The 25,245-nt window shown below is 71.9% G+C and carries 29 protein-coding genes; 13 read left to right on the top strand and 16 right to left on the bottom strand.

Going from position 1 to position 25,245, the window contains the following annotated elements; all coding sequences use genetic code 11:
- Window positions 1-23 precede the first annotated feature (23 nt).
- Window positions 24-1,607, bottom strand: a complete 1,584-nt coding sequence (locus K8Z49_RS11585; RefSeq protein WP_021600389.1) for an Hsp70 family protein — start codon at window positions 1,605-1,607, stop codon at window positions 24-26.
- A gap of 5 nt (window positions 1,608-1,612) precedes the next feature.
- Window positions 1,613-2,338: a nucleotide exchange factor GrpE gene (grpE, locus tag K8Z49_RS11580; protein ID WP_024934719.1), complete on the bottom strand. Its 726-nt coding sequence runs from the start codon at window positions 2,336-2,338 to the stop codon at window positions 1,613-1,615.
- 194 nt (window positions 2,339-2,532) lie between these two features.
- On the opposite strand from grpE, the gene K8Z49_RS11575 reads away from it, so the two are divergent.
- The gene (locus K8Z49_RS11575) at window positions 2,533-3,168 is read left to right on the top strand and encodes an ACT domain-containing protein (RefSeq protein WP_412521037.1); all 636 of its coding nucleotides are present in this window, start codon (window positions 2,533-2,535) and stop codon (window positions 3,166-3,168) included.
- Window positions 3,169-3,236: 68 nt separating this feature from the next.
- Window positions 3,237-4,787: an AMP-binding protein gene (locus K8Z49_RS11570; protein WP_412518680.1), complete on the top strand. Its 1,551-nt coding sequence runs from the start codon at window positions 3,237-3,239 to the stop codon at window positions 4,785-4,787.
- Here K8Z49_RS11570 and K8Z49_RS11565 read toward each other — a convergent pair.
- Entirely contained in the window at window positions 4,784-5,701 is a 918-nt protein-coding gene (locus K8Z49_RS11565; RefSeq protein WP_412518678.1) for a carbohydrate kinase family protein, read from the bottom strand. The two genes, K8Z49_RS11570 and K8Z49_RS11565, sit on opposite strands and share 4 nt — an antisense overlap.
- Before the next feature lie 71 nt (window positions 5,702-5,772).
- On the opposite strand from K8Z49_RS11565, the gene K8Z49_RS11560 reads away from it, so the two are divergent.
- On the top strand, window positions 5,773-6,417 hold the full coding sequence (locus K8Z49_RS11560) for a class II aldolase/adducin family protein (RefSeq protein ID WP_021592591.1): 645 nt from the start codon (window positions 5,773-5,775) through the stop codon (window positions 6,415-6,417).
- 36 nt (window positions 6,418-6,453) lie between these two features.
- Window positions 6,454-7,257: an enoyl-CoA hydratase gene (locus K8Z49_RS11555; RefSeq protein WP_412518675.1), complete on the top strand. Its 804-nt coding sequence runs from the start codon at window positions 6,454-6,456 to the stop codon at window positions 7,255-7,257.
- Here K8Z49_RS11555 and K8Z49_RS11550 read toward each other — a convergent pair.
- On the bottom strand, window positions 7,214-8,284 hold the full coding sequence (locus K8Z49_RS11550) for a hypothetical protein (RefSeq protein WP_412518673.1): 1,071 nt from the start codon (window positions 8,282-8,284) through the stop codon (window positions 7,214-7,216). The genes K8Z49_RS11555 and K8Z49_RS11550 overlap by 44 nt on opposite strands.
- Before the next feature lie 95 nt (window positions 8,285-8,379).
- Here K8Z49_RS11550 and K8Z49_RS11545 point away from each other — a divergent pair, with 95 nt between their 5' ends.
- The gene (locus K8Z49_RS11545; RefSeq protein ID WP_021592594.1) at window positions 8,380-8,799 is read left to right on the top strand and encodes a TIGR03668 family PPOX class F420-dependent oxidoreductase; all 420 of its coding nucleotides are present in this window, start codon (window positions 8,380-8,382) and stop codon (window positions 8,797-8,799) included.
- Here the strand turns inward: K8Z49_RS11545 and K8Z49_RS11540 are convergent.
- The 3 genes from K8Z49_RS11540 to K8Z49_RS11530 all read right to left on the bottom strand — a co-directional run bounded on the left by K8Z49_RS11540 (window position 8,796) and on the right by K8Z49_RS11530 (window position 11,494).
- Window positions 8,796-9,593, bottom strand: coding sequence for an alpha/beta fold hydrolase (locus K8Z49_RS11540; RefSeq protein WP_021592595.1), 798 nt, complete (start codon window positions 9,591-9,593; stop codon window positions 8,796-8,798). The two genes, K8Z49_RS11545 and K8Z49_RS11540, sit on opposite strands and share 4 nt — an antisense overlap.
- A gap of 86 nt (window positions 9,594-9,679) precedes the next feature.
- Window positions 9,680-10,678, bottom strand: a complete 999-nt coding sequence (locus K8Z49_RS11535; RefSeq protein ID WP_412518671.1) for an ADP-ribosylglycohydrolase family protein — start codon at window positions 10,676-10,678, stop codon at window positions 9,680-9,682.
- Between the two features lie 15 nt (window positions 10,679-10,693).
- A complete protein-coding gene (locus K8Z49_RS11530) occupies window positions 10,694-11,494 on the bottom strand; it encodes an AraC family transcriptional regulator (protein WP_021592597.1) in 801 nt (266 codons plus the stop codon).
- Window positions 11,495-11,556: 62 nt separating this feature from the next.
- Here K8Z49_RS11530 and K8Z49_RS11525 point away from each other — a divergent pair, with 62 nt between their 5' ends.
- Window positions 11,557-11,967, top strand: a complete 411-nt coding sequence (locus tag K8Z49_RS11525) for a DUF2000 domain-containing protein (RefSeq protein ID WP_021592598.1) — start codon at window positions 11,557-11,559, stop codon at window positions 11,965-11,967.
- Here the strand turns inward: K8Z49_RS11525 and K8Z49_RS11520 are convergent.
- Together K8Z49_RS11520 and K8Z49_RS11515 are read right to left on the bottom strand one after the other, a co-directional pair.
- The gene (locus K8Z49_RS11520; protein WP_412518668.1) at window positions 11,942-13,039 is read right to left on the bottom strand and encodes an acyl-CoA dehydrogenase family protein; all 1,098 of its coding nucleotides are present in this window, start codon (window positions 13,037-13,039) and stop codon (window positions 11,942-11,944) included. The two genes, K8Z49_RS11525 and K8Z49_RS11520, sit on opposite strands and share 26 nt — an antisense overlap.
- A 92-nt stretch (window positions 13,040-13,131) precedes the next feature.
- Window positions 13,132-13,374, bottom strand: a complete 243-nt coding sequence (locus K8Z49_RS11515; RefSeq protein WP_021592600.1) for a hypothetical protein — start codon at window positions 13,372-13,374, stop codon at window positions 13,132-13,134.
- Window positions 13,375-13,521: 147 nt separating this feature from the next.
- Here K8Z49_RS11515 and K8Z49_RS11510 point away from each other — a divergent pair, with 147 nt between their 5' ends.
- Window positions 13,522-13,905 carry a hypothetical protein gene (locus K8Z49_RS11510; RefSeq protein WP_412518666.1) on the top strand — a complete coding sequence of 128 codons (384 nt, stop codon included), beginning with the start codon at window positions 13,522-13,524 and terminating at the stop codon, window positions 13,903-13,905.
- Window positions 13,906-13,910: 5 nt separating this feature from the next.
- Here K8Z49_RS11510 and K8Z49_RS11505 read toward each other — a convergent pair whose 3' ends face one another.
- Both K8Z49_RS11505 and K8Z49_RS11500 read right to left on the bottom strand, forming a co-directional pair.
- Window positions 13,911-14,834, bottom strand: coding sequence for a threonine/serine dehydratase (locus K8Z49_RS11505; RefSeq protein WP_412518664.1), 924 nt, complete (start codon window positions 14,832-14,834; stop codon window positions 13,911-13,913).
- A 231-nt stretch (window positions 14,835-15,065) separates the two neighbouring features.
- Window positions 15,066-15,374, bottom strand: coding sequence for a hypothetical protein (locus tag K8Z49_RS11500; RefSeq protein WP_412518662.1), 309 nt, complete (start codon window positions 15,372-15,374; stop codon window positions 15,066-15,068).
- Window positions 15,375-15,754: 380 nt separating this feature from the next.
- On the opposite strand from K8Z49_RS11500, the gene K8Z49_RS11495 reads away from it, so the two are divergent.
- Window positions 15,755-16,243: a nitroreductase family deazaflavin-dependent oxidoreductase gene (locus K8Z49_RS11495; RefSeq protein ID WP_412518660.1), complete on the top strand. Its 489-nt coding sequence runs from the start codon at window positions 15,755-15,757 to the stop codon at window positions 16,241-16,243.
- A gap of 6 nt (window positions 16,244-16,249) precedes the next feature.
- Here the strand turns inward: K8Z49_RS11495 and K8Z49_RS11490 are convergent, their stop codons facing one another.
- Complete coding sequence (locus tag K8Z49_RS11490; RefSeq protein WP_075020440.1) at window positions 16,250-16,792, bottom strand: DUF1707 SHOCT-like domain-containing protein; 543 nt, start codon at window positions 16,790-16,792, stop codon at window positions 16,250-16,252.
- 162 nt (window positions 16,793-16,954) lie between these two features.
- On the opposite strand from K8Z49_RS11490, the gene K8Z49_RS11485 reads away from it, so the two are divergent.
- From K8Z49_RS11485 to K8Z49_RS11475, 3 genes are all read left to right on the top strand, one after another.
- Window positions 16,955-17,533 (top strand): Uma2 family endonuclease, encoded by a 579-nt coding sequence (locus K8Z49_RS11485; RefSeq protein ID WP_412518658.1) that lies wholly within the window; start codon window positions 16,955-16,957, stop codon window positions 17,531-17,533.
- Between the two features lie 111 nt (window positions 17,534-17,644).
- Window positions 17,645-18,286, top strand: coding sequence for a hypothetical protein (locus tag K8Z49_RS11480; RefSeq protein ID WP_143118313.1), 642 nt, complete (start codon window positions 17,645-17,647; stop codon window positions 18,284-18,286).
- Complete coding sequence (locus tag K8Z49_RS11475; RefSeq protein WP_021592607.1) at window positions 18,287-18,712, top strand: NUDIX domain-containing protein; 426 nt, start codon at window positions 18,287-18,289, stop codon at window positions 18,710-18,712.
- On the opposite strand, the gene K8Z49_RS11470 is transcribed toward K8Z49_RS11475, so the two are convergent.
- A complete protein-coding gene (locus tag K8Z49_RS11470) occupies window positions 18,713-19,459 on the bottom strand; it encodes an SDR family NAD(P)-dependent oxidoreductase (protein WP_412518655.1) in 747 nt (248 codons plus the stop codon).
- An 11-nt stretch (window positions 19,460-19,470) separates the two neighbouring features.
- Window positions 19,471-20,199, bottom strand: coding sequence for an SDR family oxidoreductase (locus K8Z49_RS11465; protein WP_021592609.1), 729 nt, complete (start codon window positions 20,197-20,199; stop codon window positions 19,471-19,473).
- Between the two features lie 101 nt (window positions 20,200-20,300).
- Between K8Z49_RS11465 and K8Z49_RS11460 the strand changes: the two genes are divergently transcribed.
- Window positions 20,301-21,128, top strand: a complete 828-nt coding sequence (locus K8Z49_RS11460; protein WP_075020443.1) for a helix-turn-helix domain-containing protein — start codon at window positions 20,301-20,303, stop codon at window positions 21,126-21,128.
- Here K8Z49_RS11460 and sbnB read toward each other — a convergent pair.
- Window positions 21,119-22,144, bottom strand: coding sequence for a 2,3-diaminopropionate biosynthesis protein SbnB (sbnB, locus tag K8Z49_RS11455; protein ID WP_021592611.1), 1,026 nt, complete (start codon window positions 22,142-22,144; stop codon window positions 21,119-21,121). The genes K8Z49_RS11460 and sbnB overlap by 10 nt on opposite strands.
- Window positions 22,145-22,168: 24 nt before the next feature.
- Window positions 22,169-23,134, bottom strand: a complete 966-nt coding sequence (sbnA, locus tag K8Z49_RS11450) for a 2,3-diaminopropionate biosynthesis protein SbnA (protein WP_412518652.1) — start codon at window positions 23,132-23,134, stop codon at window positions 22,169-22,171.
- A gap of 237 nt (window positions 23,135-23,371) precedes the next feature.
- On the opposite strand from sbnA, the gene K8Z49_RS11445 reads away from it, so the two are divergent.
- On the top strand, window positions 23,372-24,922 hold the full coding sequence (locus K8Z49_RS11445) for an amino acid adenylation domain-containing protein (RefSeq protein WP_412518650.1): 1,551 nt from the start codon (window positions 23,372-23,374) through the stop codon (window positions 24,920-24,922).
- Window positions 24,923-25,245 lie beyond the last annotated feature (323 nt).

The raw sequence follows: 25,245 nt of genomic DNA, 5'->3' as shown, positions 1-25,245 counted from the left end.
CGCCTCCAGGGGTCGGCGGGCCGCTAGCTGACCTGGACCCGGGACAGGGCCTTGCGGGATCGCTCGACCTCCTCCTCGGACATGCCGCCGACGTCCACCTTCAGCTCCAGCCGCTCGCCGGTCTCCTTCTCCACGGCCATGACGTTCAGCAGTCCGGAGGAGTCCAGCGCGAACGTGACCCCGATCGGCCAGCCCGCCTTCTTGCCCGGCGGGACGCGGATCTCCCCGGTCGCGATCTCGGTGTTGTCGATCAGGTCGGTGGACTCCACCACCCCCGCCTGCTCCATCACCCGGATGTCGGCGGACGTCTGGTCGTCGTAGACGGTGAAGAAGTCCTCGGTCTTCGCGGCGGGCAGCTCGTCGTTGGCGTGCACCAGGTGCGCGACGTTCTCGGCGCCGGTCTCCCGGTCGACGACGACGATCCCGAACGCGTGCGAGGCGACGGTCTTGATCTGCCGCCCGGCGATCTGCCGCTGCTGCTCGGCCGACAGCCCGGCCCGGGTCGCCATCTCCTCGGCGCGCTCGGCGGCGCCCTCCCGGACGAGCCGCCGGTAGGTCTCCTCGAACGCGTACAGCGCCGCGCCCTTCGCGACCGCGAGGTCGGGGTCCTGCAGGCGGGGCGCGAGGCCGAGCTCGGTCTCCAGCCGGGCCGCGACGACCGGCATCTTGGTCGACCCGCCGACCAGGACGAGGTCGTCGTAGTCCTCCACGCCCTTGTCCGCCGCCGTGGACAGCGTCCGGCCGGTGATCTCGACGGTGCGGTCGAGGAGGTCCTTGGTCAGTTCCTCCAGCTTCTCCCGCGTCACCTCGACGGCCGCGACCCGCCCGCCGTGCATCACCCGGACGGTGTGCGCGGTGCGGGTGGTGAGCGCCTTCTTGGCGTCCTCGGCGTCGCGGCGGAGCTGCTGCTCGGTCTGCTTGTCGTCGAGCGGGTCGCCCGCGTCCGGGTGCTCGGCGCGGAACCGCTCGGCCAGGTGCTCGACGAGCCGCGCGTCCCAGTCGGCGCCTCCGAGCTCGTGGTCGCCGTCGGTGCACACGACCTCGATGTGGCCGTCGCGCAGCGCGATGACGGTGGTGTCGAACGTCCCGCCGCCGAGGTCGTAGACCAGGATCGTGCGGTCCTGCTCGGGGTTGAGGACGCCGTAGGTGATCGCGGCGGCGATCGGCTCGGACACGATGTCGATGACGTTCAGCCCGGCGATCCGCCCGGCCTTGCGGGTGGCGTCCCGCTCGGCCGCGCCGAAGTAGGCGGGGACGGTGATGACGACGTCCCGGGCGTCCTCGCCCGTGGTGGTGCGCGCGTCCGTCGCGAGCTTCAGCAGGATGAACGCCGACACCTCCTCGGGGGTGAAGTCGATCCCGTGGATGGGGCGCGTCACGTCCCGGCCCATGTCCCGCTTGATCAGGCTGACGACGTTGTCGGGCTCCAGGACCGCGGTGTCCTTGGCGGTCGCGCCGACGATGACGTTCTCGCCGCTCTCGAAGAACACGACGGACGGCGTGGTGTCGGTGCCCTCCAGGTTCCGCAGGACCGCCGGACGCCCCACGTCGTCGATGGAGGCGATGCAGGAGTACGTGGTTCCCAGGTCGATCCCGTAGACGGCCATGTCCCTCACCCGCTGTTCGTCGTCTGTCCGGTGTTCACCGTGCCGCCCGCCCCGCCGCCGGCGCGGCCCGTCGCGGCGGCGGCGCCGGACCCGTTCCCCCCGGCCGCCTTCCCGTCCTCGCCGTCCGGTCTCCCGCCGAGGCGCCCGACGCTGACCGCCGCCTTGCGCAGCACCTTCCCGCCCTGCTCGAACCCGTCCGCCCGGACGCCGGTGACCGTGCCGTCGCGCAGCGGGTCGTCGACGGGCGTGACCGCGACCGGGCGGTGCCGGGACGCGTCGTAGGGGGCGCCCGGCTCGACCGTGAAGCGGTCCACGCCGAGGCGCGCGAGCGCGTCGGCGACGTCGTCGGCGACGGCGGCCAGCAGCAGCGCCGTCTGCCGCGGGTCGGGCGGATCGGTCCGCTCGGGCGCGCGGAGCCGGTCGGACTCCCGGCGCGCCTGGTCGTGCAGCCGGTACAGCGCGGAGCGGACCGGCTCCAGCATCGCCTCCAGTTCCCCGCGGCGGAGCCGCTGGTTCTCCTCGTGCAGCCGGTCGATGACGGCCTCCCGGTGCGCCGCGCGCTCGTGCTCGCGGTCGAGCCGCGCCGCCAGCCCGGCGAGCGCCTCCCGCACCTCGGCGCGGAAGTCCGCGCCGGCACCGCCCGCGGGCGCCGGTCCAGCGCCGCCCTCGGGCGCCGGTCCCGGCTCGGCTCGGGAGTCCTCGTTGACTGGGGGTTCCCCGTCCCTCGACACGTGCAGTTACCTTAATGCTGGACGGCAGGAGGCGACAGGCCATTCGATGACCTTCACCGGACTCTAGTTTGACCTGTACCCGCCATTCCAGCACCGACCTCCCGTGCCGTTTTCTCAGGACGAGACCTCGCGGTAACACGGTGGAAACGCCCGTCGCGGAGGCTGGGGGCCTGGCACGGAGACTGGAGGTGGCGATGCTGCTGCGGATACGGGTGCGCCTGCCGGACCGTCCCGGATCGCTCGGTCAGGTCGCCCGGACGCTGGGCGCGGCGGGCGCGGACGTCGTCCAGATGGCGGTGCTGGAACGTGACAACGGCCGGGCGATGGACGACTTCACCGTCGTGTGGCCCGCCGGCGCGGCGACCGACCGGCTCGCCGAGGGGCTCGGCTCGGTGCCCGGTGTGGAGGTCGTCGGCATCTGGCCGACCGTCGAGCCGCAGGGCGCCTTCCCCGACGGGGCCGTGATCGGGCAGGTCGCGGCGGTCCCGGAGCACGGCGCGCGGATCCTCGCCGACGCCGTCCCGGCGATCCTGAGCGCGGACTGGGCGGGGCTCGCCGAGCTGGAAGGGGAGGGCGGGGCGGTGCTGGTGCACGTCAGCGCCGGCGGCGTCCCCGGCATCGGCCTGCCGGGGCTGCTGCCGCTGCGTCCGCGCGCGTTCACCGCGCCGGACGGCACGCGGTACGCGCTGTGCCCGCTCGCCAAGGGCAGCCTCGCGCTGGTCGTCGCCCGGACGGGCGCCCCGCCGTTCCACCGGACGGAGGTGTTCCGGCTGGAGCAGCTCGCCGGCGCGGCGGACGCGGTCCTCTACGCGGACCGGCCGCTCTTCTGACCTGGTGGTCACGACGGTCCCGATCTAGAGTCGCATCCTGGGCGTTGTCGCGTTCCTGGAGGTGGCCGATGGCCGTTCTGCTCGCCCCGTACGCCGAAGCCAGGCCGGACGAACCCGCGATCACCGACGAGCGCGGGGCCACGTCATGGCGGGAGCTGGACGCGAGGACCGACCGGCTGGCGGGCGCGCTGCGCGGCCTGGGCCTCGGCACCGGCGACGCGATCGCGATCCACTCCGGCAACCGGCGCGAGTACTTCGAGCTGATGTGCGCGGCGACGCACGTCGGGCTCCGGTACGTCATGGTCAACTGGCACTGGACGGCCGACGAGCTGCGCTACGTCCTGGAGGACGCGGGCGCGCGGGTGCTGTTCACCGAGGACGCGTTCGGAGACGTGGCACGGGAGGCGTCCGAGGGGCTCGGCCTCGCCGGGCGTGTCGCGTTCGGCGGCGCGGTCGAGGGCTTCACCCCGTACGAGGAGTTCCTCGGGGCGGGTGCGCGGGAAGAGATCACCGACCCGGTCATGGGCTTCCCGATGTTCTACACCTCGGGCACCACCGGCCGGCCGAAGGGCGTCAGCCGCAAGATGCTGGGCGTCGGCGCCCCGATCGAGACGGCGGCGCTGATCGGCGACGTGTTCGCCGATGTGCTGGGGATCCCGCCGGACGGCAGGTCGCTGCTCGTCGGGCCCGTGTACCACTCGGCGCAGTGGCTGTGGTCGTTCATGTTCCTGCTGCGGGGACGGTCGGTGGTGATCCGGCGGAGCTTCGACCCGGCCGAGACGCTCGCGCTCATCGACGGGCACGCCGTCACGAACGTCCATCTGGTCCCGACGCAGTTCGTCCGGCTGCTGCGCCTGGACGAGGAGACCCGCGCCGCCTTCAACGGCTCCAGCCTGGCGGTCGTCTGGCACGGCGCCGCGCCCTGCCCGCCCGAGGTCAAGCGGCAGATGATCGACTGGTTCGGCCCGATCGTCTCGGAGTACTACGGCTCCACCGAGGCGTCGGTGAACAGCGTCATCACGGCGCGGGAGTGGCTGGAGAAGCCCGGCAGCGTCGGCCGCCCGCTGCCCACGACCGAGGTGCACGTCCTGCGGGAGGACGGCGAGCCCGCCGCGCCGGGGGAGCGCGGCCAGATCTACTTCCGCTACACCAGCGGCGACGACGTCGAGTACTGGGGGGACGAGGAGAAGACCCGCTCGGTGCACCGCGAGGACGGGCTGTTCACCACCGGCGACGTCGGCTACCTGGACGAGGACGGCTACCTCTTCCTGTCCGACCGCGTCATCGACATGATCATCAGCGGCGGGGTGAACATCTACCCGGCGGAGATCGAGGGCGTGCTGATCACTCATCCGGCCGTCCGTGACGTGGCGGTGTTCGGCGTCCCGGACGAGGAGTTCGGCGAGCAGGTGAAGGCGGCCGTCGAGCCCGGCGACGGCGCCGCCCCCTCGGACGGGCTCGCCGCCGAGCTGATCGCGCACGTCCGCGCCTCGCTGGCCGGGTACAAGGCCCCGCGCTCGATCGACTTCGTCGACCGGATGCCGAGGACGCCGACCGGCAAGCTCTACAAGCGGCTCCTGCGCGATCCCTACTGGAAGGACGAGAAGCAGAAGATCTAGCTCAGCAGGGCGAGGACCGCGTCCAGGTCGGTGAGGCACGCGTCCGAGCCGAGGCCCTGGGCGACGGTCGCCGCCGCCGCGGTGCCCCAGCGCGCCGACTCCAGGACGTCCCTGCCGTGCGTGAGGCCGGTGATGAACCCGGCGCAGTACGCGTCGCCGCACCCGGTGGTGTCGACGACCTCCACGGGCAGGACGGGCAGCCGGTGCACGCCCTCGGCGGTGGCGACGAGGCTCCCGTCCGCGCCGAGCGTGACGACGACCGTGCTCGGCCCCTGCCCGAGGAGCGCGGCCGCGGCCTTCTCCGGGTCGTCCTCGCCCGTCAGCGCCGCCGCCTGCTCCTCGTTGGGCAGGACGTGGTCGACGTACGGGAGGAACGCGGCGGCGCCGGTCAGCAGGTCGGGCATGTTGGACAGCAGGTCCATCGTCACGACGGTGCCGGACTCGCGGGCGGCGGCGAGCATGTCGAAGAACGCCGGGTCGTTGAGGCCGAACGTGACGTCGGGACCGCCGAGGTGCACCACGTCCGCCGCGCCGAGCAGGCCCGGCCCGACCGCGCCGGGGGTGAGGGTCAGGTTCGCGCCGGGGACGTGGAAGCTCGGCCGCCCGCCGTCCGGCCGGATCGGCAGCACGGACGCGCTGGTCTGGTCGGCCGTCCGCCGGACGAGCCCGGACACGTCCACGCCGTCGCGCCGCATGATCGTGACCAGCAGGTCGCCGAGGTCGTCGTCGCCGATGGCGCCGACCGAGATCACCTCGTTGCCGAGCCGGGCGAGGGCGACGGCGGTCCCGGCGGCGGCGCCCGCGGCGGTCACCCGGATCTGGTCCACCACGACGGTGTCCTGCCCGTCCGGGATGCCCTGCACGGGACGGGCGAGGACGTCCAGGATGTGCGCGCCCAGAGTGACAACGGTCATGACCGGCCCCTTCGTGATCGTCAGGGCCGTAGCGTACGCGGTGGGAACCGTGAGATGTGAGAGGTATTCGCATGCTGCTGGAGGACGAGCGGGCCGAGCTGTGCGCGATCGGCCGCAGGCTGGCCGATACCGGTCTGGTGACGGGCGCGTCGGGCAACATCAGCGTCCGCTCGGGGGACCTGGTCGCCGTCACGCCGGGCGGGATGATGCTCGACCGGATGGAGCCCGCGGACTGCCCGGTGGTGACCCTGGAGTCGCGGCTCGCGGAGGGGGAGCGGGCGCCGTCGTCGGAGACCCCCATGCACCTCGCGCTCTACGCGGCGACGCCGGCCGCCGCGATCGTGCACACGCACTCGACCTATGGCGCCGTCGTGGCGACGACGATGTCCGAGCTGCCGCCGATCCACTACAACACGCTGCTGCTCGGCGGCGTGGTGAAGGTCGCTGAGTACGCCACCTACGGGACACCCGAGCTGGCGGAGAACGTCCGGGCGGCCATGGCGGGCGGCAAGCGCGCCGCGCTGATGGCCAACCACGGCGGCGTCACGATCGGCCGCGACCTCGACGAGGCCTTCGAGAACGCGCGCCTGCTGGAGTGGCTCTGCGGCGTGTACGTCCGGGCCAGGACGATCGGCGAGCCGCGCGTCCTGACCGAGGAGGAGCTGGCGAGGGTGGTCGAGCGTGGGCTCGCGCCGCCGGACTTCCCGCGCGTGTAACCTAGCGCTTGCTAGGTGACCTTGGGAGGCCCCGCAGTGCCCTTCGTCCTGATCGACAAGCCGCGGCCGGACGTCACGCTCATCACCCTCAACCGGCCCGAGCGCATGAACGCCATGGCGTTCGACGTCATGGTCCCGTTCCGCGAGGCGCTGGAGGAGGTCGGCCGCGACAACGGGACCCGCGTCGTCGTCATCACCGGCGCGGGGCGCGGGTTCTGCTCCGGGGCGGACCTGGAGAACCCCGGTCACATCCCCGGCATCGACGGGCTGACGCTCCCGACCATCGCGCTCCGCTCCATGGAGCTGCTGGACGACGTGATCCGCGCGATGCGCCGCGTCCACCAGCCGGTGATCGCGGCGGTCAACGGCCCGGCGATCGGCGGCGGCCTGTGCCTGTCCCTGGCCGCCGACATCCGGCTCGGCTCGGACACCGCGCTGTTCCGCGCCGCCGGGATCAACAACGGGCTGACCGCGAGCGAGCTCGGCCTCAGCTACCTGCTGCCGCGCGCCATCGGCGCCTCCCGCGCGTTCGAGATGATGCTGTCCGGGCGGGACGTCGACGCCGCCGAGGCCGAGCGCGTCGGGCTGCTGTCGCGCGTCGTCCCCGGCGACAAGCTCCTCGACGCGAGCTACGAGCTGGCCGAGCGGATCGCCGGGTTCAGCCGTCCCGGCACCGAGCTGACGAAGCGGATGCTGTGGTCGAGCCTGGACGCCGCGAGCCTGGACGCCCACATGGGCCAGGAGGGCCTGGCCCAGCTGTACGTCCGGCTCACCACCCACAACTTCGAGGAGGCGATCAAGGCCCGGAAGGAGCACCGGCAGCCGGACTTCCAGGACTGACGCACCGCGGGCGGGTGCGGCGCTGGTACGACCACGCCGCGACGCCCAGCGCCGTCCCGTAGACGGCGAACGCGACGATCCCGCACGCCGCGACCGTCCAGCCGGACCAGCCGTGCAGGAGTTGGTCGTCGGGGAGGTCGCCCAGCCCGACGACGGGCGGCAGCAGGTACCCGACCGTCCCCACGACGCCGTACGGGCCGAGCGTGAGGGCGCCGAGCCAGGCCGGCGCGAGCGGCAGCCAGCGCGGCACCCCGCGTCCAGCGAACGGCGTCCACCGGGGGAAGACCTGCCCCCACCCATGCGTGAGCCCGAACAGGAGGACTATCCCCAGCGCCGCCGAGAGCGTGGTGAAGTCCAGCCCGTACTTCTCCAGCGTCAGGACCAGCCCGGACGCGCCGTTGCGCTCGAACTCGGCGACGACCCGTTCACCCTCGATCCCGGCGAACGAGCCCCCGAACGCCCACGTCGTCTTCATCACGACGTAGGGGACGAAGGCGAGCGTCCCGGCGTAGGCCGCCCACCGCACTCCGCGCGGCGGGGCCGACACGGGCGCGGGCCTCCGTACCGTGCCCGTGTCTGCATGGACCCGGCCGCAGCGCGCGCACGCCCCCGCCGTCCGCCGCTGGTAGGCCAGGGCCGCGCCCGCCAGCAGCGCCGCGCCCGCCGCGCAGAGGATCTCGACGCCGAACTCCGGCCAGTCGTCGACCGTCCCCGTGAAGGCGAGCTGCAGCGCGTTCATGACGAACCCGAAGGTCCCGGCCCCCGCCACGGCGAACGCGCCCCAGAGCCCGGCGAGCGGCCACCAGCGCGGCATGTGCCGCCCGACGTCCCGGACGGTCGACACCGCCATGATCCCGCCGGCCCCCAGGCACGCGGCGATCGCCCACGCCGCCGGCCGCGCACCGTCCAGCGGGTTCCCGGCCTCCCCGCCGCACGCCCAGTAGAGGGCCACCGCCACCGCGCCCGTCGACCACGCGCCCGCCGCGTAGCCGGCCCAGCGCGGCCAGTGCCTGACGATCGACTCCATGGGACGACCCTCGCCGAGACCCGCCCCGCCCGGCCTCCCGCCAGGGGGTGATCCGCGTACTCCTGCCGGGGGAGCGGGCATGGCAGGCTGAGGGTGTGCCGAAGCTTGCGCCGGACGAGGCGCGCCGCCTGCTGACGACGGTTCCCGTCGTCCGGCTGGCGACCGTGGGGGAGGACGCGCGGCCGCACCTCGTCCCCGTGACGTTCGCCGTCCACCGGGGCGCCGTCTACACGGCCGTCGACCACAAGCCCAAGAGCACGCGGGATCTGCGGCGGCTCGCGAACATCCGCGCCAACCCCCGCGTCGCGCTGCTGGCCGACCACTACGAGGACGACTGGGAGCGGCTCTGGTGGGTCCGCGTCGACGGCCACGCCCACATCGTCGAGGACGGCGCGGGAATGGCCGGGCCCGTCCGGCTCCTGGCGGACCGCTACGCCCAGTACCGCGAGCGCCCGCCCGAGGGCCCGGTCATAGCGATCACGATCGACGCCTGGACGGGCTGGTCGGCGTCCTAGAGGTTCTTCTGGAAGGCCGTGACGGCGTCGGCGACCTTCTCGGGGTACTCGACGTGCGGGTGGTGCCCGGCTCCGTCCAGCAGGACGACCTCGCCGTTCAGCCTGCGCGCGACCCAGCGGGCCTCGGCGGCCGGGTCGGGCCAGTCGATGTCGCCCGTCCCCATGATGACGAGCACGGGCGCCTGGACCCGGTCGAGCCGCGCCTCGGACTCGGCGTGCGACATGCTCAGGTAGCCGGCGATGACCTTGCCGCGGCCCGGCTCCTTGAAGTTGGCCCTCAGCTTCGCCGCGTGCTCGGCGAAGTCGGCCGGCGGCTTCGGCTCCCACTTCGGGTAGTAGGACATGTAGAGCGGCACGGCCAGCCCGGGAATCCGCGCGAGCGCTATCGTCAGCTTCTGCGTGAACCCGGCCTTGCCGTCCCGGACGAACGGGGCCGCCAGCACGAGCCCGCCGACCAGTTCCGGCGCCTCGGCCGCGACCCACACGCCTGCCGCGGCGCCGTTCGAGCACCCGTAGACCAGCGCCGGCCCGGCGTCCAGGTGCCGCAGCAGCGCCATGAGGTCGTGGGCCAGCGGCGTGCTGCCGTACTCGGGCCACGTCGCGCTCGTCTCGCCCATCCCGCGCTGGTCGACGGTCACGACCCGGTACCCCGCCTGCAGTAGCAGCGGGCGGAGGAACCGGTACTGCGACCGGAGGTCGAGCATCGACGGCAGGCAGACGACCAGGGGGCCGTCGCCGGTGTCGTCGTAGGCGAGACGCCCACCGGGCAGGTCGAGGAACCGGGTCTCGCTCATCGCACGCTCCTAAATCTTTGGTAGCCCTATGGCTAATGAGGTTAGCCATAGGGTGCGGTGCCGTCAAGAGCGGTGCTCTCGCGAGGTCAGTCCCAGGCCGCGCCGATCGCGGCGAGCCGGTCGGCGTACTCGATGCGGGCGGACCATTCGGCGGGCCAGGCGTCCATGCCGAGGTGCGCCCCCGCGAACGCGCCGGCCAGGCAGGCGATCGAGTCGGAGTCGCCGGAGCTGGCGGCGCCGCGCCAGATCGCCTCGACCGGCTCGTCCGGGAACAGCAGGAAGCACAGCAGGCCGGTGGCGAGCGCCTCCTCGGCGATCCAGCCACCGCCGGTGATCTCGCAGGGGTCGGACGTCCGGTCGCCCCGCGCCAGGGCCTCGTCGAGCCGGTCGAGGACGGCGAGGCACTCGTCCCAGCCGCGCGAGACGAAGGTCTCCGGGGCGTCCGTGCCCGGCCGCTGCCAGAGAGTGCCGAGCCAGCGCCCGTGGTAGGTCGTGCGCTGGTCGTGGCAGCGGGCGCGGAGCGCCTCCGGCAGGTCGGACGGGTCCATCCCGTCGGCCAGCCACCGGACGGCGAACGCGGTCAGCTCGCTGGCCGCGAGCCCGGTCGGGTGCCCGTGGGTGAGGGCGGCCTGCAACTGCGCCGCCCCCGCCCGCGTCTCGTCCGTCAGGCCGGGCGCGAGCCCGACCGGCGCGACGCGCATGTTGGCCCCGCAGCCCTTGGAGCCCGCCACGGTGGCCTTCACCCAGGGCAGTCCGGCTTCGAGGCCCTGGCACGCCCGGATGCAGGTGTGGCCGGGTGCCCGGGTATTGTCCGGGTCGTTCAGCCAGTCGACGAAGCGCCGCCGCCACATCGGCGTGATCAGATCCGGGGTGAACGGAGGGTTGGCCAGGGCGTCCAGGAGGCCCAGCCCCACCGCGAGGGTCATCTGCGTGTCGTCGGTGACGAGCGCGGGATCGCCGTTGAGCTGCGTCGGCCCGTGGTCGCCGAACCGCTTGTGGATCTGCTTCATCGACAGGAACTCGGTGGGCGCCCCCAGCGAGTCCCCGTACGCCAGCCCGAACATCGCCCCGCTCGCCCGTTTCATACCGGGCATTCTCCCTCAGCCCGCACTCTGGAAGCGGCCCGGCGTCATGCCGTAGCAGCGCACGAACCAGCGCGTCAGATGGCTCTGGTCGGCGAAGCCCGTGCGGGCGGCCACGTCCCCGATGGCCTCGCCGGCGGCGAGCAGACGGCGCGCGGCACGGAGGCGGAGCTGCCGCTGGTAGTCGCTCGGCCCCATCCCGTACGCCTGCCGGAACCCCCGGTAGAGCGCGAACCGGCTGCACCCCGCCGCCTCCGCCAGTTCGTCGGCGCCGATGTCGTCCAGGTACGACTCTTCGAGCCGCCGCCGGGCCCGCTCGACGAACCCGCCGGACACCGAAACGCGCACCCGCCGGGTGGCGGCGCGGTCGACCATCGCCCCGACGGTCGCGGCCAGCAGCTCGTCCCGCCGCAGGGCAGGCGCGGCCCCGAGCAGGGCTTGATGCAGGCCGCGCAGGTTCTTCGCCAGGACCGGATCCGGGACGACGGGCGAGTCGAACAGGGGCGGCCCGGCCGGGCCGTCCGCGATGTCGGCCAGGACGGCGGAGACCAGCTCCGGGCCGATGTGCACCATCCGGTACGTGAAGCCCAGCTCGTCGGCGGCATGACCGTCGTGCGGATCGTCCGGGTTGAACGCGATGACCATCCCCGCCGCGCTGGTGTGGGCGTCGCCCCGGCACCGGAACGCCTGATAGCCGTCCTCGGTCACACCGAACGAGTACGTCTCGTGGCTGTGCCGGTGATAGACGTGCCGCTCGAAATGGGCGTGCATCGCCTCCAGGGGGCGGTCGGGCGACCGCCAGTACCTGCTCCAGTCCACGTGACCAGTCTGGCGCACGAGCGTTCAAGACGGCGCGCCTCTCATGAGGCACCTTGGACGGCATGCGTTTCGACACCAAGATCGGGATCGTGGTCCGGGACGACCTGGCCGCCTGGCAGCGGCTCAACGTCACCGCGTTCCTGGCCAGCGCCGTCGCGGGCGGCGTCCCCGGCGTCATCGGCGAACCGTACGAGGACGCGTCCGGCAACCGGTACCTGGCGATGTTCCGGCAGCCCGTGCTGGTCTACGAGGCCGACGCCGGGGCGATCCTGAAGGCCCACGGCCGCGCCCTCGCCCGCGAGATGGACATCGCCGTCTACATCGAGGACATGTTCAAGACCGGCCACGACGAGGCCAACCGGGAGACCGTCCGCGCGGTCACCGCCGAGGACATGCCCCTCGTCGGTTTCGCGGTCCACGGCCCGAAGAACGGCGTGGACAAGGTCCTCAAGGGGCTGCGGCTGCACCCGTGATCCCGGCGAGCGCGGCGAGCCGCTCCCGGTGGCGGTCCGGCGCCCCGAACAGCTGCCGCGACCCCTGCGCCCGCTTGAAGTACAGGTGCGCGTCGTGCTCCCAGGTGAACCCGATGCCGCCGTGGAGCTGGATCGCCTCGCCGGCGGTGTGGAAGTAGGCGTCCGAGCAGTACGCCTTGGCCAGCGCGGCGGCGGCCGGCAGCTCCCCGGGGCCCTCGTCGGCGGCGGCCGCCGCGTTCAGCACCGCCGACCGCGCCGACTCCACGAGCACGAACATGTCGGCGCACCGGTGCTTGATCGCCTGGAAGGACCCGATCGGCCGCCCGAACTGCCGCCGCACCTTCACGTACTCGACGGTCATGTCGAGCGCCTTCTGGGCCCCGCCGAGCTCCTCGGCCGCCAGCACGACGGCCGCCACGTCGAGCGCCCGCAGCAGCGCGTCCCGCCCGCCGACCTTGCGCGCCGGGACCCCGTCCATCCCGACCCGCGCCAGCTTCCGCGTCTGGTCGAGCGTGGGCAGAACCTCCCTGGAAAGGGCGGCCACATCCTCGACGGCATAAATCCCCACGCCGCCATCGCCCTTGGCAGCCACCAGAACAAGATCAGCGATGTGGCCGTCCAAAACGAAGTTCTTCGCGCCCCACAACTTCCCGTCCTCGAACGTGGTCTCCACATCCCCGGGATCCCACGATCCGCCGTCCTCGGCCACGGCCAGCGTCGCGATGACCGACCCGTCCGCGATCCCGGGCAGCAGGTCGTGCCCGCCGTCCCCGGCCTCCAGCGCCGCCCCGGCCGTGATCGTCGCCAGGAACGGCGCGCACACCGCGGCCCGTCCCATCTCCTCGAACACCACGGCCAGCTCGCGCACCCCGAACCCGGCGCCGCCGTGCTCCTCGGCGATCGCGAGGCCCTGCAGGCCGAGCTGCTCGGCCATCTGCGCCCACACCTTGGGGTCGTAGCCCTCGGCCGTCTCCATCAGCCGCCGCACCTCGGCGGCGGGGGAGCGGTCGGCGAAGAACCGCCGCAGCGCGTCCCGCAGCTCCCGCTGCTCCTCGGTGACGACGAGCCTCATCGGGCGGCCTCCCCCACGTGTCCGGCGCTCACCGGGTCATCGTGCCGCGGGCCCGGCGCCCGCCTCACACGCGTTCCCATCCACCGGGACGATCAGGGCGCCCAGTCGTGCGGACCGAGCACGTACCCCTTGCTCGTCGAGTGGAGGTGGTTGATCGACACCAGATGCCCGAGCGCGGCCCACAGATCCTCCTCGGGCGCCTCGACGAGCGCCCCGATCGTCTCGAAGTCGGCCGCGCCCCGCTCCTTGTCGATCTCCGCCACGGTCTCGTACACGGTCAGCTCGAAGTCACTGAGCTCCTGAACGTCCCCGCGCCTGGCATCTCGCTCATCCATAGACAAACCGTGCCCACTCGCGCCCGTTCTATCTGCCCCACCCGACGCCAAGCGGGGTACGTACGAGGCCGCCAGCCCGAAACTACGATCTGTATGAGATCGGTGACGGATTGCTCCCTTCCTCGCTCACGAGGAAGGGAGCAGGGCATGCCTGCGATGGTTCATGAGCCTCTGTCGGAGGGGGGCGCCGGAGCTCTCCTGGAAGGTTTCCACGCTCTCGACACCCCGGAGGGCTTCCGAGCCGAGCTGATCGACGGAGAGATCGTCGTGTCCCCGCCCCCCATAGGCATGCACGAGTCGTGCCTTGCAAAGATCAACTTTCAGGTGCTGCGGAACTCCCCGCGCGAGTTTCACTGGTCGGGCAACAAGGGCCTGCTCGTACCGAGCATGGACCGCAGGGAACAGAGGGTGAGCCTGTTCAGCGGCCCGGAGGGGGGTGATTACCGCAGAGTCGAGTGGGTGCCGTTCGGCAAGACCCACCCTCTCCCGGAACCCATCGACATCGAACTGGACACGTCCAGATTCGCCTGAGCGGCCTACCTGGGGGGCGCGCCGACCCAGCGGTGGTAGGCGTCCAGGTCGACGTTGCTGCCGCACACGATGGTGACGACGTGCCGGCCAGCGAAGCGGTCGCGGTCTTCGAGGATCGCCGCGATACCGAGCGCGGCCGACGGTTCGACGACGAGTCCCGCGTGGCCGAGGAGCATCCGCATCCCGGCGATGATCGACGCCTCCTCGACCAGGACGGCGTCGTCGGCGACCACCAGTAGGTCGTCCAGCACGGCCTGGATCGGAAACCGGCCGGCGACGCCGTCGGCGATGGTGTCGGTCGAGTCGGTCGTGACGACGCGCCGCTGCCGCCAGGAATGCGTCATCGCCGGTGCCCCCAGAGGCTGGACGCAGATCACCTCGACATCGGGCGCGAGGGCCTTCACCACATGCCCCACACCGGTGGCCAGCGCACCGCCGCCGAGCGCGATCAGGACGGTGTCGAACGACGGCGCGGTGTCCACCAGCTCCAGGCCGATGGTGGCCGCACCCTCGCAGGTCTCGATGTCGAGGCTGTCCTCGACCAGCCGGATGCCGTCGTGCCGCGCGATGGCCGCCGCCCGCTCGCGAGCCATGTCGAAATCGCCGTCCACCAGCTCCAGATGGGCGTCCAGCGCGCGGATGCGGTCGAGCTTGGCCGCGGGCGCGAAGCGGGAGGCCACGACGGCGACGTCGAGCCCCCGGCCGCGACCGGACCAGGCGAGGGCCTGGCCGAGGTTGCCCGCACTGGCGCACACCGCGGCACGCGAGCCGCCGCCTGCAAGCCGGCTCGCGACGACCTCGGTGCCGCGCCCCTTGAAACTGCGGACCGGGTTCGCCGTTTCGAGCTTGACGCTCACCGCGCACCCGAGGTCGCGCCCCAGCGCCTCGCAGTCGTACAGCGGAGTATCGAGAAAAACGGGGTCGATCACCTGGCGAGCAGCCTGAATCCGAGCTGTATCAAGGCGTGTCTCCTGCACGGCAAAGCAGCCTAGACCGCCGACGTCGCCCCCGGCGCCCCACTTTTCCGAGGGCCGGCGCCGGGGGAGCGCCTGGGCGCCCAGGGTCGGGATCGTCGTGAAGCTCGTCCCTAATATCGGCCGGGGTAGTGAAGCGCCGAGCCGAAGTTGTTTCGCTGCTCAGATTGTGATGACGGGCTCGGCTCAGGGGGCCTCGGGAAGATTTCCCGTGGAGCTCAAGAAGGTGATGGCGGCCACGAGTAGAAGGGTGAACACTGACACGAGCAGTATCGCGAGCAGCGTGCTATGGCGCTTGTCCCACGGGACCGGGCCGGGATACATCCTGCCGAATTTGGCCCAGCTGAGGGCATGGTCGGGGCCGCTGCAAGGCAGCCCGAGCGCGTCCACGAACCGGTCGAGGTCACCGGTTTCGAAGCCATCGCCGTCCACCTTGATGAGCGCGTTGCCGTGCGCGTCGAGTATGAACAGGACCTCGGCGGACGCCTGTGGCACGACGCCCTTTCTCCACCAGCAGGACGGCCGTCACCGCCCACACCACGAGGGAAACCAGGATGGCCGCCCGCACGGACAGGGGCGCAAGGGTCAAACCCAGGCCCGCCGCGGCCGCGGTCAAGGCGGCCAGCTTCTCCCACACCGCCCAGCGGTGCTTTCGCAGTACGAGATCACTTTGCGCATACCGCATGGCACCCGTTCCCTTCACCATCTGCATCTTCGATGGCGAAGAAGTTGTTATCCCGAATTGTCAATCCAGAGCCAGAGTCAACGAGCGTCGGCCAATGTGACACCGCGTCGCCCCTTGGCGCCGGTCGAGGAAGCGGACCGGTCAGGAATCGAGAAGCGGGTGGGAGCGGGCCGCTCCTAGCGTGGCCTCCATGGAGAACAAGGTGGAGGTAGACATGGCGCAGGAGCAGCAGGAGGGCGAGCGTAGGAGCGGGACGCCCGGAGCCTTCTCACGGTGGATGCAGCAGCGGATGAACGCCCGCGTGAACCGCAAGGTGCGGCGGGGCCGAAAGAGGTTCATGGGGATGGACGTGCTGATCCTTAACACGGTCGGGAGCCGGAGCGGGCGGCATCGCGAGACGCCCGTGGCGTGGTTCGCCGATGGGGAGGACGCGCGGCTGATCGTCGCGTCCGGCGGCGGGAGCCGGCACCCGGACTGGTACGTCAACCTGATGGCGCACCCCGACCAGGCGGCGATCGAGCTGCCCGGGCAGGACGCCGTGCCCGTGACGCCGCAGCGGCTTGAGGGCGCGGACCGCGAGCAGGCGTGGCGGCGCATCGCCGCGGCCCAGCCGCGCATCGCGAAGTACCAGAGCAAGTCCGACCGGCGGTACCCGGTGATCCGGCTCGTCCCTCGGTGAGGACCCTCAGCGCCGCGCGTGGCGGATCTTCAGGCGTCCGAAGCCCATGGTGCCGGAGATCAAGATCTTCGGCCCGCCGGGGCGGGAGCGCCGCGGTGGTGTGTAGGCCGAGTCCTTCCACACGGTCTGCAGACCTTCGACGTCGACCTCCGCGTCGCGGGGCACCGTGATCTTCGCCTCGCCGGTGGTGAGCTGCAGCTCGATGTCGACCACCGGATGCTCGATGACAGCCCGGGACAGGTCCAGATGCACCCGGCCGAACGCGGACTCGACCTTCAGCACCCGCGGCACCCGCCATGCGCCGCGCCGCCGGATCCGCCCGCTGACGGCGGCGATCGTGGACGTGGTGGGCGCCTTCTCCGCGGGGAGCGAGGCCAGCGCCGTCACCAGCTCGCCGTGCGTCCCGGCGTCGAACACCCGATTGAGAAGCTCGTCCATCTCCTCATGCGAGATGTGCCCCTGGGTATAGGCCTCCTGCAAGCGCCGCACGGCCGTCTCACGATCGTCTTCGCTGATCCGCGACGACGGGTCTTCCGCCAAGGGGCCCACGACCTCACTCTAACGCCGCCCCGACGACCGTGATCAGCCTGACCTTTGGTGGATCCGGCGATGGGCCCATACGCGCTGGATGCGCCAGGCTCGGTTACTGCAATCTGCGTTCGAAAGGTGACGCTCTGCTCGTAGGCTCGTGCGCGAGGAGGGGAGCAGAGCATGACTGTCATGGTTGATGAGCCCCCAACGCAGGGCGACAGCGGTCTCCTGGACAGATTCCTCGCCCTCGATACCCCCGAGGGTCTCCGAGCCGAGCTGATCGACGGAGAGATCGTCGTGTCACCACCCCCCGGTAGCAGGTACGAGCGGACGATCGCCAGGATCAACCGCCAGGTCATGCTGCACAGTTCGACCGCGTTCGACTTCTCCGGGAACATGGGCCTCGTCCTGCCCAGCGACGGCGGTCTGCCGAACTACGTGATCCCGGACGGGACGTTCGCGCCTCTCGACCTTGATGTCTACGACAACGACGACTCCTGGTCGGAACCGGATGGAATCGCCATGGTCGTTGAGGTGACGTCATCGAGACCGAGAGCGGATCGCGAAGGCAAGCGGCAGGCCTACGCGCGTGCGGAGATCCCGCTCTACCTTCTCGTCGATCGCGACGAGAAGCGGGTGACGCTGTTCAGCAGGCCGGACGGCGAGGACCATGCGCGCACCGATCAGGTGACTGTCGGCAACGGCCTGGCACTCCCGGAGCCGTTCGGGTTCGAGTTGGACACGACCGACTTCGTCTGAGGCATCTCTTCGCGATCTTTGCCGAACACCTGGGGCGCGGGTGGCGTCTGAGGGGGTGTGGAGGCTGAGTGTGAGCGGTGTGGTGGGGCGTTGGTCCCGGTGGAGTACGGCATGCCCGTGGGCGACGAGCTGTATCGGCGGCATGAGCGTCGCGAGATCTACTTCACCGGGTCGTGCATGGGCGGGCCGGAGCCGTGGTGGTGCTGGTCGTGCGAGCGGTTCGCCGACCCCGAGCCGCGGCCTCCGCGGACGCTGACCAGGGAGGGCTACCAGCTGTCGCTGCTGGACGACATGCGCGACATGGCCCCGGGGGCCGTGCTGGAGCCGCCGGCGCCGTATGACGATCCGCCGGCCGGTCTGGTGGAAGAGGCCGGACGGTGGCGGGGCCTGCGCGATCAGAAGATCGCCGATCTGGCGGCGATCCTGGGTGATCCGGTCAGTGGTGGGTCCTCGCGGCACCGGTTCGCGCTTCCGCTCTGGCCCGATTTCTGGCTTGAGCACACGACCCTCGACACCGAGGTCGGCGGATACATCATCGGTCGGAAGTTCGTGCGGCGGTCGGGGACGCCGATGCGGTCGCCGGAGGAGATGCGCCCCTGGGCCGTCCTGCTGTCCGAGGCGCGGGACTTCTTCGGCTTGGGGGTGAACCGGATGCCCAATGCGATCTGCCAGGTCGTGCCCTTCGAAGTCAGGGGGCGGCGGATGGAGGCGGTGTTCGTCTTCGACCTGCTCCAGCACGTCTCGGAGGCCTGAGTGTCCGTTCGGGTCACCGGGGTGGTCATCGAGGACGGGCACGTTCTGCTGCTCGACCAGGACACCGGGGGCGGGCGGTCGTGGTCGCTGCCCGGAGGGAAGGTCGAGGCGGGGGAGACCCTGGCCGGCGCGCTGGTCCGGGAGATGAGGGAGGAGACCGGCGCCGAGGTCGAGGTCGGGCGGCTGCTCTACGTCTGCGACCACGTGCCGGCGGGCGTCGTGCACATCACCTTCGAGGCCCGGCGGGTCGGCGGGGTGCTCGGCGATGTGGCGGGCACTGACACCAGGCCGATCAGGGCCGTGGCGTTCGTCGCTCTCGCGGATCTGCCGGGGCTCGGGTTCGGCGAGCGGTTCGTGGAGCTGGCCCGCGCCGGGTTTCCCGGCGCGGGCTCCTACATGGGGGAGAAGGCCGCCATCGGCCTCTGATCACTGCGCGGTCCAGCCGCCGTCCACGGCGACGAGGGCGCCGGTGATGAAGCTCGACGCGTCCGACGCCAGGAAGGCGACGGTCTCGGCGACCTCCTCGGGGCGGCCGATGCGGCCGATCGGGTGGGCCGGGCCGAAGGAGGCGAGCATCGCGCGGCCGTTCTCGACGACGCCCTCCATGATGTCGGTGTCGATCACGCCGGGGAGGACGGCGTTGGAGCGGATCCCCTTCGGCCCGCCCTCGATGGCGAGCACGCGCGTCATCTGCGCCAGCGCGCCCTTGGACGCGGCGTAGGCCGTCTGCGTCTCGAACGCCACGACCGAGGAGACGGACGCGATCGACACGATCGCGCCGCCGCCGGCCTCCATGGCGCGGAACGCCTCGCGGGCCTGGACGAAGTTGCCGCGCGCGTTGACGCGCAGGATGTCCTCGAAGTCCTCGACCGTGGTCTCGGTGATCGGCTTGTTCAGGGTCCGGCCGGCGTTGTTGACCAGGATGTCGAGGCGCCCGAACCGGTCGAGGGCGAGGCGCGCGGTCGAGCGCGCGAGGTCCTCGTCGGCGACGTCGCCGACCAGGGCCGCCACGGTGTCGGACGCGAGGTCCTCGACGGCGTCGGAGCGGTCGGTGACGACCAGGCGGGCGCCGCGGTCGCGGAGCAGCAGGGCCGTGGCGCGGCCGATGCCGCGGGCGGCGCCGGTGACGACGGCGACGCGGCCGGTGAGGTCCCAGGTGGACGGGAGCGACATGGTGGGTTCCTTCACGGTCGTTGGCGGGACGGGCGGACGACGATCTCGTTGACGTCGACGCCGTCCGGCTGGGAGAGGGCGTAGGAGACCGCCTCGGCGATGGCGTCCGGGGCGATGGCGTTCGCCCGGAAGGTGCGCATGGCCTCCGCGGCTCCGGGGTCGGTGATGGAGCCGGCGAGTTCGGACGTGACCACGCCCGGCGAGACGGTCGTGACGCGGATCGACGGGTCGCACTCCTGGCGCAGCCCCTCGGTGATCGCCCACGCGGCGTACTTGGTGCCGCAGTAGACGGCGCCGGTCGGGACGACCTCGTGCGCGCCGACGCTCGCGACCGTGACGAAGTGCCCGCCGCCCTGTGCGGCGAAGACGGGCAGGGCGGCGGCGATCCCGTGCAGGAGGCCCCGGACGTTCACATCGATCATCCGGTCCCACTCGTCGACGAGGAGGGAGTCCAGCCGCGACAGCGGCATGACCCCGGCGTTGCCGATCAGGACGTCCACCCGCCCGTGCCGGTCGCGGGCGCCTTGGACGAACGCGGCGACGTCCGCGCGGTCGGTCACGTCCAGCCGCACCGGGTCCAGGCCGGCGCCGCAGCGGTCCGCGAGCGCCTGGAGGCGGTCGGTCCGCCGCGCCCCCGCGACCACGCGGTGGCCCTCCTTGACGAGCCGGGCGGCGACGGCCTCGCCGATACCGCTGCTGGCGCCGGTGACCAGGACGACCTTCGATGAATTCGTTGCCATGGCCACCACCGTGGCCGGTCCGCGGGCTATGTGGCAGGTCGCGGGGTTCCTGGGAGTGCCGCACCCAGGAACCCCGGCGCACCGCGACCTACCATGGCGGCATGACGCGCACCGAACTCGGCGCCTACCTCTCCGCCCGGCGGGCCCAGGTGACACCGGACGAGGTGGGTCTTCCCGCCGCCGGGTTCCGCAGGGTCCCCGGGCTGCGGCGCGAGGAGGTCGCGATGCTCGCCGGGGTCAGCGTCGACTACTACGTCCGCCTCGAACAGGGCCGGGAGCGGGCCCCGTCGGCGCAGGTGATCGACGCGCTGGCCGCCGCCCTCCGGCTGGCGGAGGACGGCCGCTCGCACCTGTTCCGCCTGGCCGGGCTCAGCCCGCGCTCGCGCGCAGGCGCGGGCAGCGACCACGTGGATCCGGGCCTGCTCCAGCTCATGGACGCGTGGCCGGACAACCCCGCGATCGTCTACAACCGCGCCTACGACGTGCTCGCGTCGAACGCGATCGCCGACGCGCTGTTCCACGACTGGGCGCACTCGCGCAACCTCATGCACGTGGTCTTCACCGACCCGGCCGCCCGGACGTTCTACCAGGACTGGCACGAGGTCGCCCGCAACAGCGTGGCCGGTTTCCGGCTGGGCCACGGCGAGGCGCCCCACGACCCGCGGGTCCGCCGAGTCCTCGCCGAGATGCTCGAACGCAGCCCCGAGTTCGCCGAGCTGTGGGCGCGGCACGACGCCCGCGGCAAGGCGCTCGAACGCAAGCGGTTCCGGCACCGCGAGGTCGGGCCGCTGACGCTGACCATGCAGACGTTCGACGTCCGGTCGAGCCCCGGGAAGGAACTCGTCGTCTACCACGCGGAGCCGGGGTCGGCGAGCAGCGAGGCCCTGGCCCTTCTCGGGTCCCTCGCCGCCACCGGGCGTCAGCCGTAGCGCTTCATCTCGTGGAAGAAGCCCGGGACGGTGTTCAGCGTGCCGGACGACGACACGTGGTCGTACACATACTTCGCGACGGCCAGGTCCAGGACGCCCAGCCCGAACGGTGAGAACACCACCGGCTTGCCGGCGGGCGGCGTGGTCTTCCCGGTGAGGACGTCGTCAAGCGTCCCGTCGACGAAGTCGCGGTTGCCGACCCGCTGCTCCGCCAGGTGCGGGGACGTGTTCGCCTTCATGCAGTGCTCGACGTCGTCCACGATGTTGCAGGACGCCAGGATGATCTCGGGGGAGAGGTCGCGGAGCGACACGTGCAGGACGAGCGGGTCGTGCGCGAACCAGGCCGGGTCGTGCACGTGCGGCTCGCCGGCGACGGTCGCGAAGACGACCAGGTCGGACGAGCGGATCAGCGACTCCGCCGAATCGTGGATCGTGATCCCGCCCTTCTCCGACCGCTCCAGGTACCCCCGGAAGCCCTCGGCGTGCTCGCGGGAGAGGTCGTGGATCCCGAGCTCGTCGAACGTGAAGCCGTTCCCCGCGAGGTACGTGTGGATGTAGCGGGCGATCAGGCCGACCCCGACGAAGCCGACGCGGCGCGGCCGGGACCCGCGGGCATCGGCGAGGGTGGCGGCGGCGAGGGCGGCGGACGCCGCGGTGCGCGCCGCGGAGATGATCGAGCTCTCCAGGCACGCGAACGGGTAGCCGGTCTCGGCGTCGTTGAGGATCAGCACCGCCGACGCGCGCGGGATGCCGTTCGCGACGTTGCCGGGGAAGCTGGAGATCCACTTGATGCCGTGCACGCCGACGTCGCCGCGCACCGACGCCGGCAGGGCGATGATCCGGTCGGACGGCCGGTCGGGGAACCGCAGGAAGTAGGAGTCGGGGTTGACGGTCCGGCCCTCGCCGTGCAGCCGGTAGGCCGCCTCGACCATCCGGGTGACCTCGCGCTCCCGCCCGGCGACCGCGTCGTGGACCTGCGCGCCGGAGATCACGGCGAACGTGGGGGCCTGCGTCATGGAAACTCCGTGTCGTCTAGATGATCAGTCGCCGAGGATAGCGGCGAGGTCGCCGAAGTGCTCGCGCACCCAGCTCTCCTCGTAGAGGGAGTCCAGGTACCGTTCGCCGAGGTCGGGGGCGATGGCCACCGCGATCGGGTCCTCGCCGGGGTACTTCTCCGCCAGCCAGCGGGACGCGCCCGACACGACGGTGCCGGTGGAGCCGCCGAACAGGAACCCCCGCGCGGCGAGCGCGTGCACGGTCCGGATCGTGTCGGTCTCCGGGACGTGCACCACGTCGTCGATGTAGGCCTCGTCCACCAGCGCGGGCTTGCTGCTGGTGCCGAGGCCGGGCACCATCCGGCGCTCGGGGATGCCGCCGAAGGTGACCGAGCCGACCGCGTCCACCGCCACGATCGTGACCGGGCGCCGGTGCTCCCGGAAGTAGCGGGCGCAGCCCATCAGGGTGCCGGTCGTCCCGGCGCCGACGAAGAGGACCTCCAGGTCAGGGAACTCGCGGTCGATCGATGGAGCGGTCCCGCTGTAGTGCGCCAGCCAGTTGTTCCGGTTGGCGTACTGGTTCAGCCACACGTACCGCGCGTCCTCCGCGCACAGCTCCTGGACGTACCTGATGCGCCCCCCGAGGTAGCCGCCGTTGGCGTCCGTGCCGGACACGACGCGCACCTCCGCGCCGAGCGCCCGCATGACCCGCATCGACGCCGGGTTGCAGCGCGGGTCGGTGACGCAGACGAACCGCAGCCCGCGGCTCGCGGCGATCAGGCTGAGCGCGATCCCGAGGTTGCCCGACGACGACTCGACGATGATCGATTCCGGGGTGATCGCGCCCTCCCGGACGGCCGCCTCCACCATCGCCGCGGCCGCCTTCAGCTTCACCGATCCGGCGAAATTGAAGCCCTCACATTTGAGGTAGAGCGGATGCTCGATGACATGCCGCAGATCGACGTAAAGGTCGTCGACATTGAAATCCTGCGGCGAGGTTATTATCGGCACGCTGCCACCCTGAAATGAAGAAGCAATTCCCTCATCTTCCCCCGAAGTTCGCCGCGGGCTTCACGCCAGAGCCATGGCGGCTCATCACGGTACCTTCGCGCATCTTGCCGCCGCAACCCCCCGATTACCCGCCGGTAGGGCACAATGCGAGGTGCTTCTGCCGGACGCCGGACATAAGCTATGGCCCCGCTTGTATTGCTGTTACAGCGGAGAAGTTCTACATCACGGAGAGTAATGATGAGCGCTCGCGGACCCGCCGTGGACCGGCTGCTCCCCCTGGCCGGGCTGCCCGCCCTGGACGTGTCCGCGGCAGAGGCCCGGCGGGCCCGCGAGCTGGCCGCGCGGCACGGGATGCTGCGCGAGCAGGACGTCGACCTGGCCGATCCCGTCATCGCCCGCGTGGAGCGGTTCGCCGCCGAGCGGGACCGTCCCGCCGTGACCGACGAGTGCCGGTCGCTCTCCTATGGGGAACTGGCCGCCGAGGCCCGGCGCCTGGCCGCGCTCCTGGAACGGGAGGGCGTCGAGCCCGGCACGGTGGTCGGCGTCGGCGGCGAGCGGTGCGCGTCGGTCATCGCCGCGTTCCTCGCGATCGAGCTGGTCGGCGCCCTCTACGTCCCGGCCGACGAGACCTGGCCGGCGGGGCGCGTCCGCGACGTCCTCGACCAGGCGGGAGCGTCCGTGCTGGTCACGGTCGATGCCGGGGCGACCGCCCCCGCCCTGCTGGAGGGCGCCGCCGAGGCCGGCTGCCGCCTCGTGCGCGCCGCCGAGGCGGAGGGCCTCGCCCCCTGGACGGGCGAGCCGCGGCTGACCTCCCCCGACCAGCCCCGGTACGTGCTGTTCACCTCGGGTTCGACGGGGCGCCCCAAGGGCGCGGTCGTCGAGCACCGCGGCATGCTCAACCACCTCTGGGCGAAGAACATCGACCTGGAGCTGACCGGCGCGGACGTCCTCGCGTTCACCGCGCCGCTCGGCTTCGACATCTCGATCTGGCAGATGCTCAGCCCGCTGCTGCTCGGCGGCCGGGTGGACGTCATCGGCGACGGGACGGGCCATGACCCGGAGGCGTTCGCCCGCGCGGTGGACGAGCGGGGCATCACGGTCGTCGAGCTCGTCCCCACCATGGTCAGGCACCTCCTGGACGATCTCGCCCCGGGGTCGGCTCATTCCGGGGGGACGGCCCCCCAGGCCCCCCGGCAACGGCCCTTGCCGCACCTCAGATGGATGATCGCCACCGGCGAGGAGCTGCCGGTCGAGCTGTCCCGCCGCTGGCTGGAGGCGATGCCGCACGCCCGGCTCCTCAACGCCTACGGCCCGACCGAGTGCTCCGACGACGTCACCCACCACGCCGTGACGTCCGGTGACCTGGAGCTTCTGCGCCTGCCGATCGGCACTCCGATCGTCAACGCGCGCCTGTATGTGCTCCGCGCGGAGGACGACGGCACGTGGACGGCGTGCGACGTGGGGGAGACCGGTGAGCTGTTCGTGGGCGGCCTGGTCGTCGGGCGCGGCTACATCGGCAACGACGAGCGGACCCGCGAGGCGTTCTACCGCGACCCGTTCGGCGCGTCCCCGACCGGGCGCCTCTACCGGACGGGCGACGCGGTGAAGCTGCTGCCGGCGGGCGCGGGCGGCGAGGACCGGCCCACCCTGCAGTACCTGGGGCGCGTCGACCGGCAGGTCAAGATCGCCGGGGTGCGGATGGAGCTGGGCGAGATCGAGGCGGTGCTGCAGCGGCATCCGGCGGTGCGGGCCGCGGCGGTCGTGGTGCACGAGTACCCGCCCAGGTAGGGCCCCCGCAATTCACGCTGCGTAATCGGACTGACCGGATTCGGTTGCCAACCTTTGTCATCGGGTGAGCGTCGGGCCCCGCCGCATACGCGCGTCCGACCGGCCGTTTTGTCACTCCTGTTAGCAATGGGACGGGCCAAGTTCTGCTTTTGAGGGGATTGCGAGCCATGTGACAGGCTGGTTGACTGTGACCCCGCTACTCCTGAGTAGAACGTGGGTCGAGGGCGGGTCCGATCGAGTACGGAAAGCGGCGGCGCTCCGTATTGGCGGGAACACAGGGCGTTGACTCCGGGATCGCGCGGGCCGATCGCGTACCCGGAAGG

The organism is Actinomadura madurae, assembly GCF_047130825.1.
Classification (GTDB): Bacteria; Actinomycetota; Actinomycetes; order Streptosporangiales; family Streptosporangiaceae; genus Spirillospora; species Spirillospora madurae.
The sequence above is the reverse complement of the archived record's forward strand: the minus strand, read 5'-3'. Positions and strand labels throughout refer to the sequence as shown.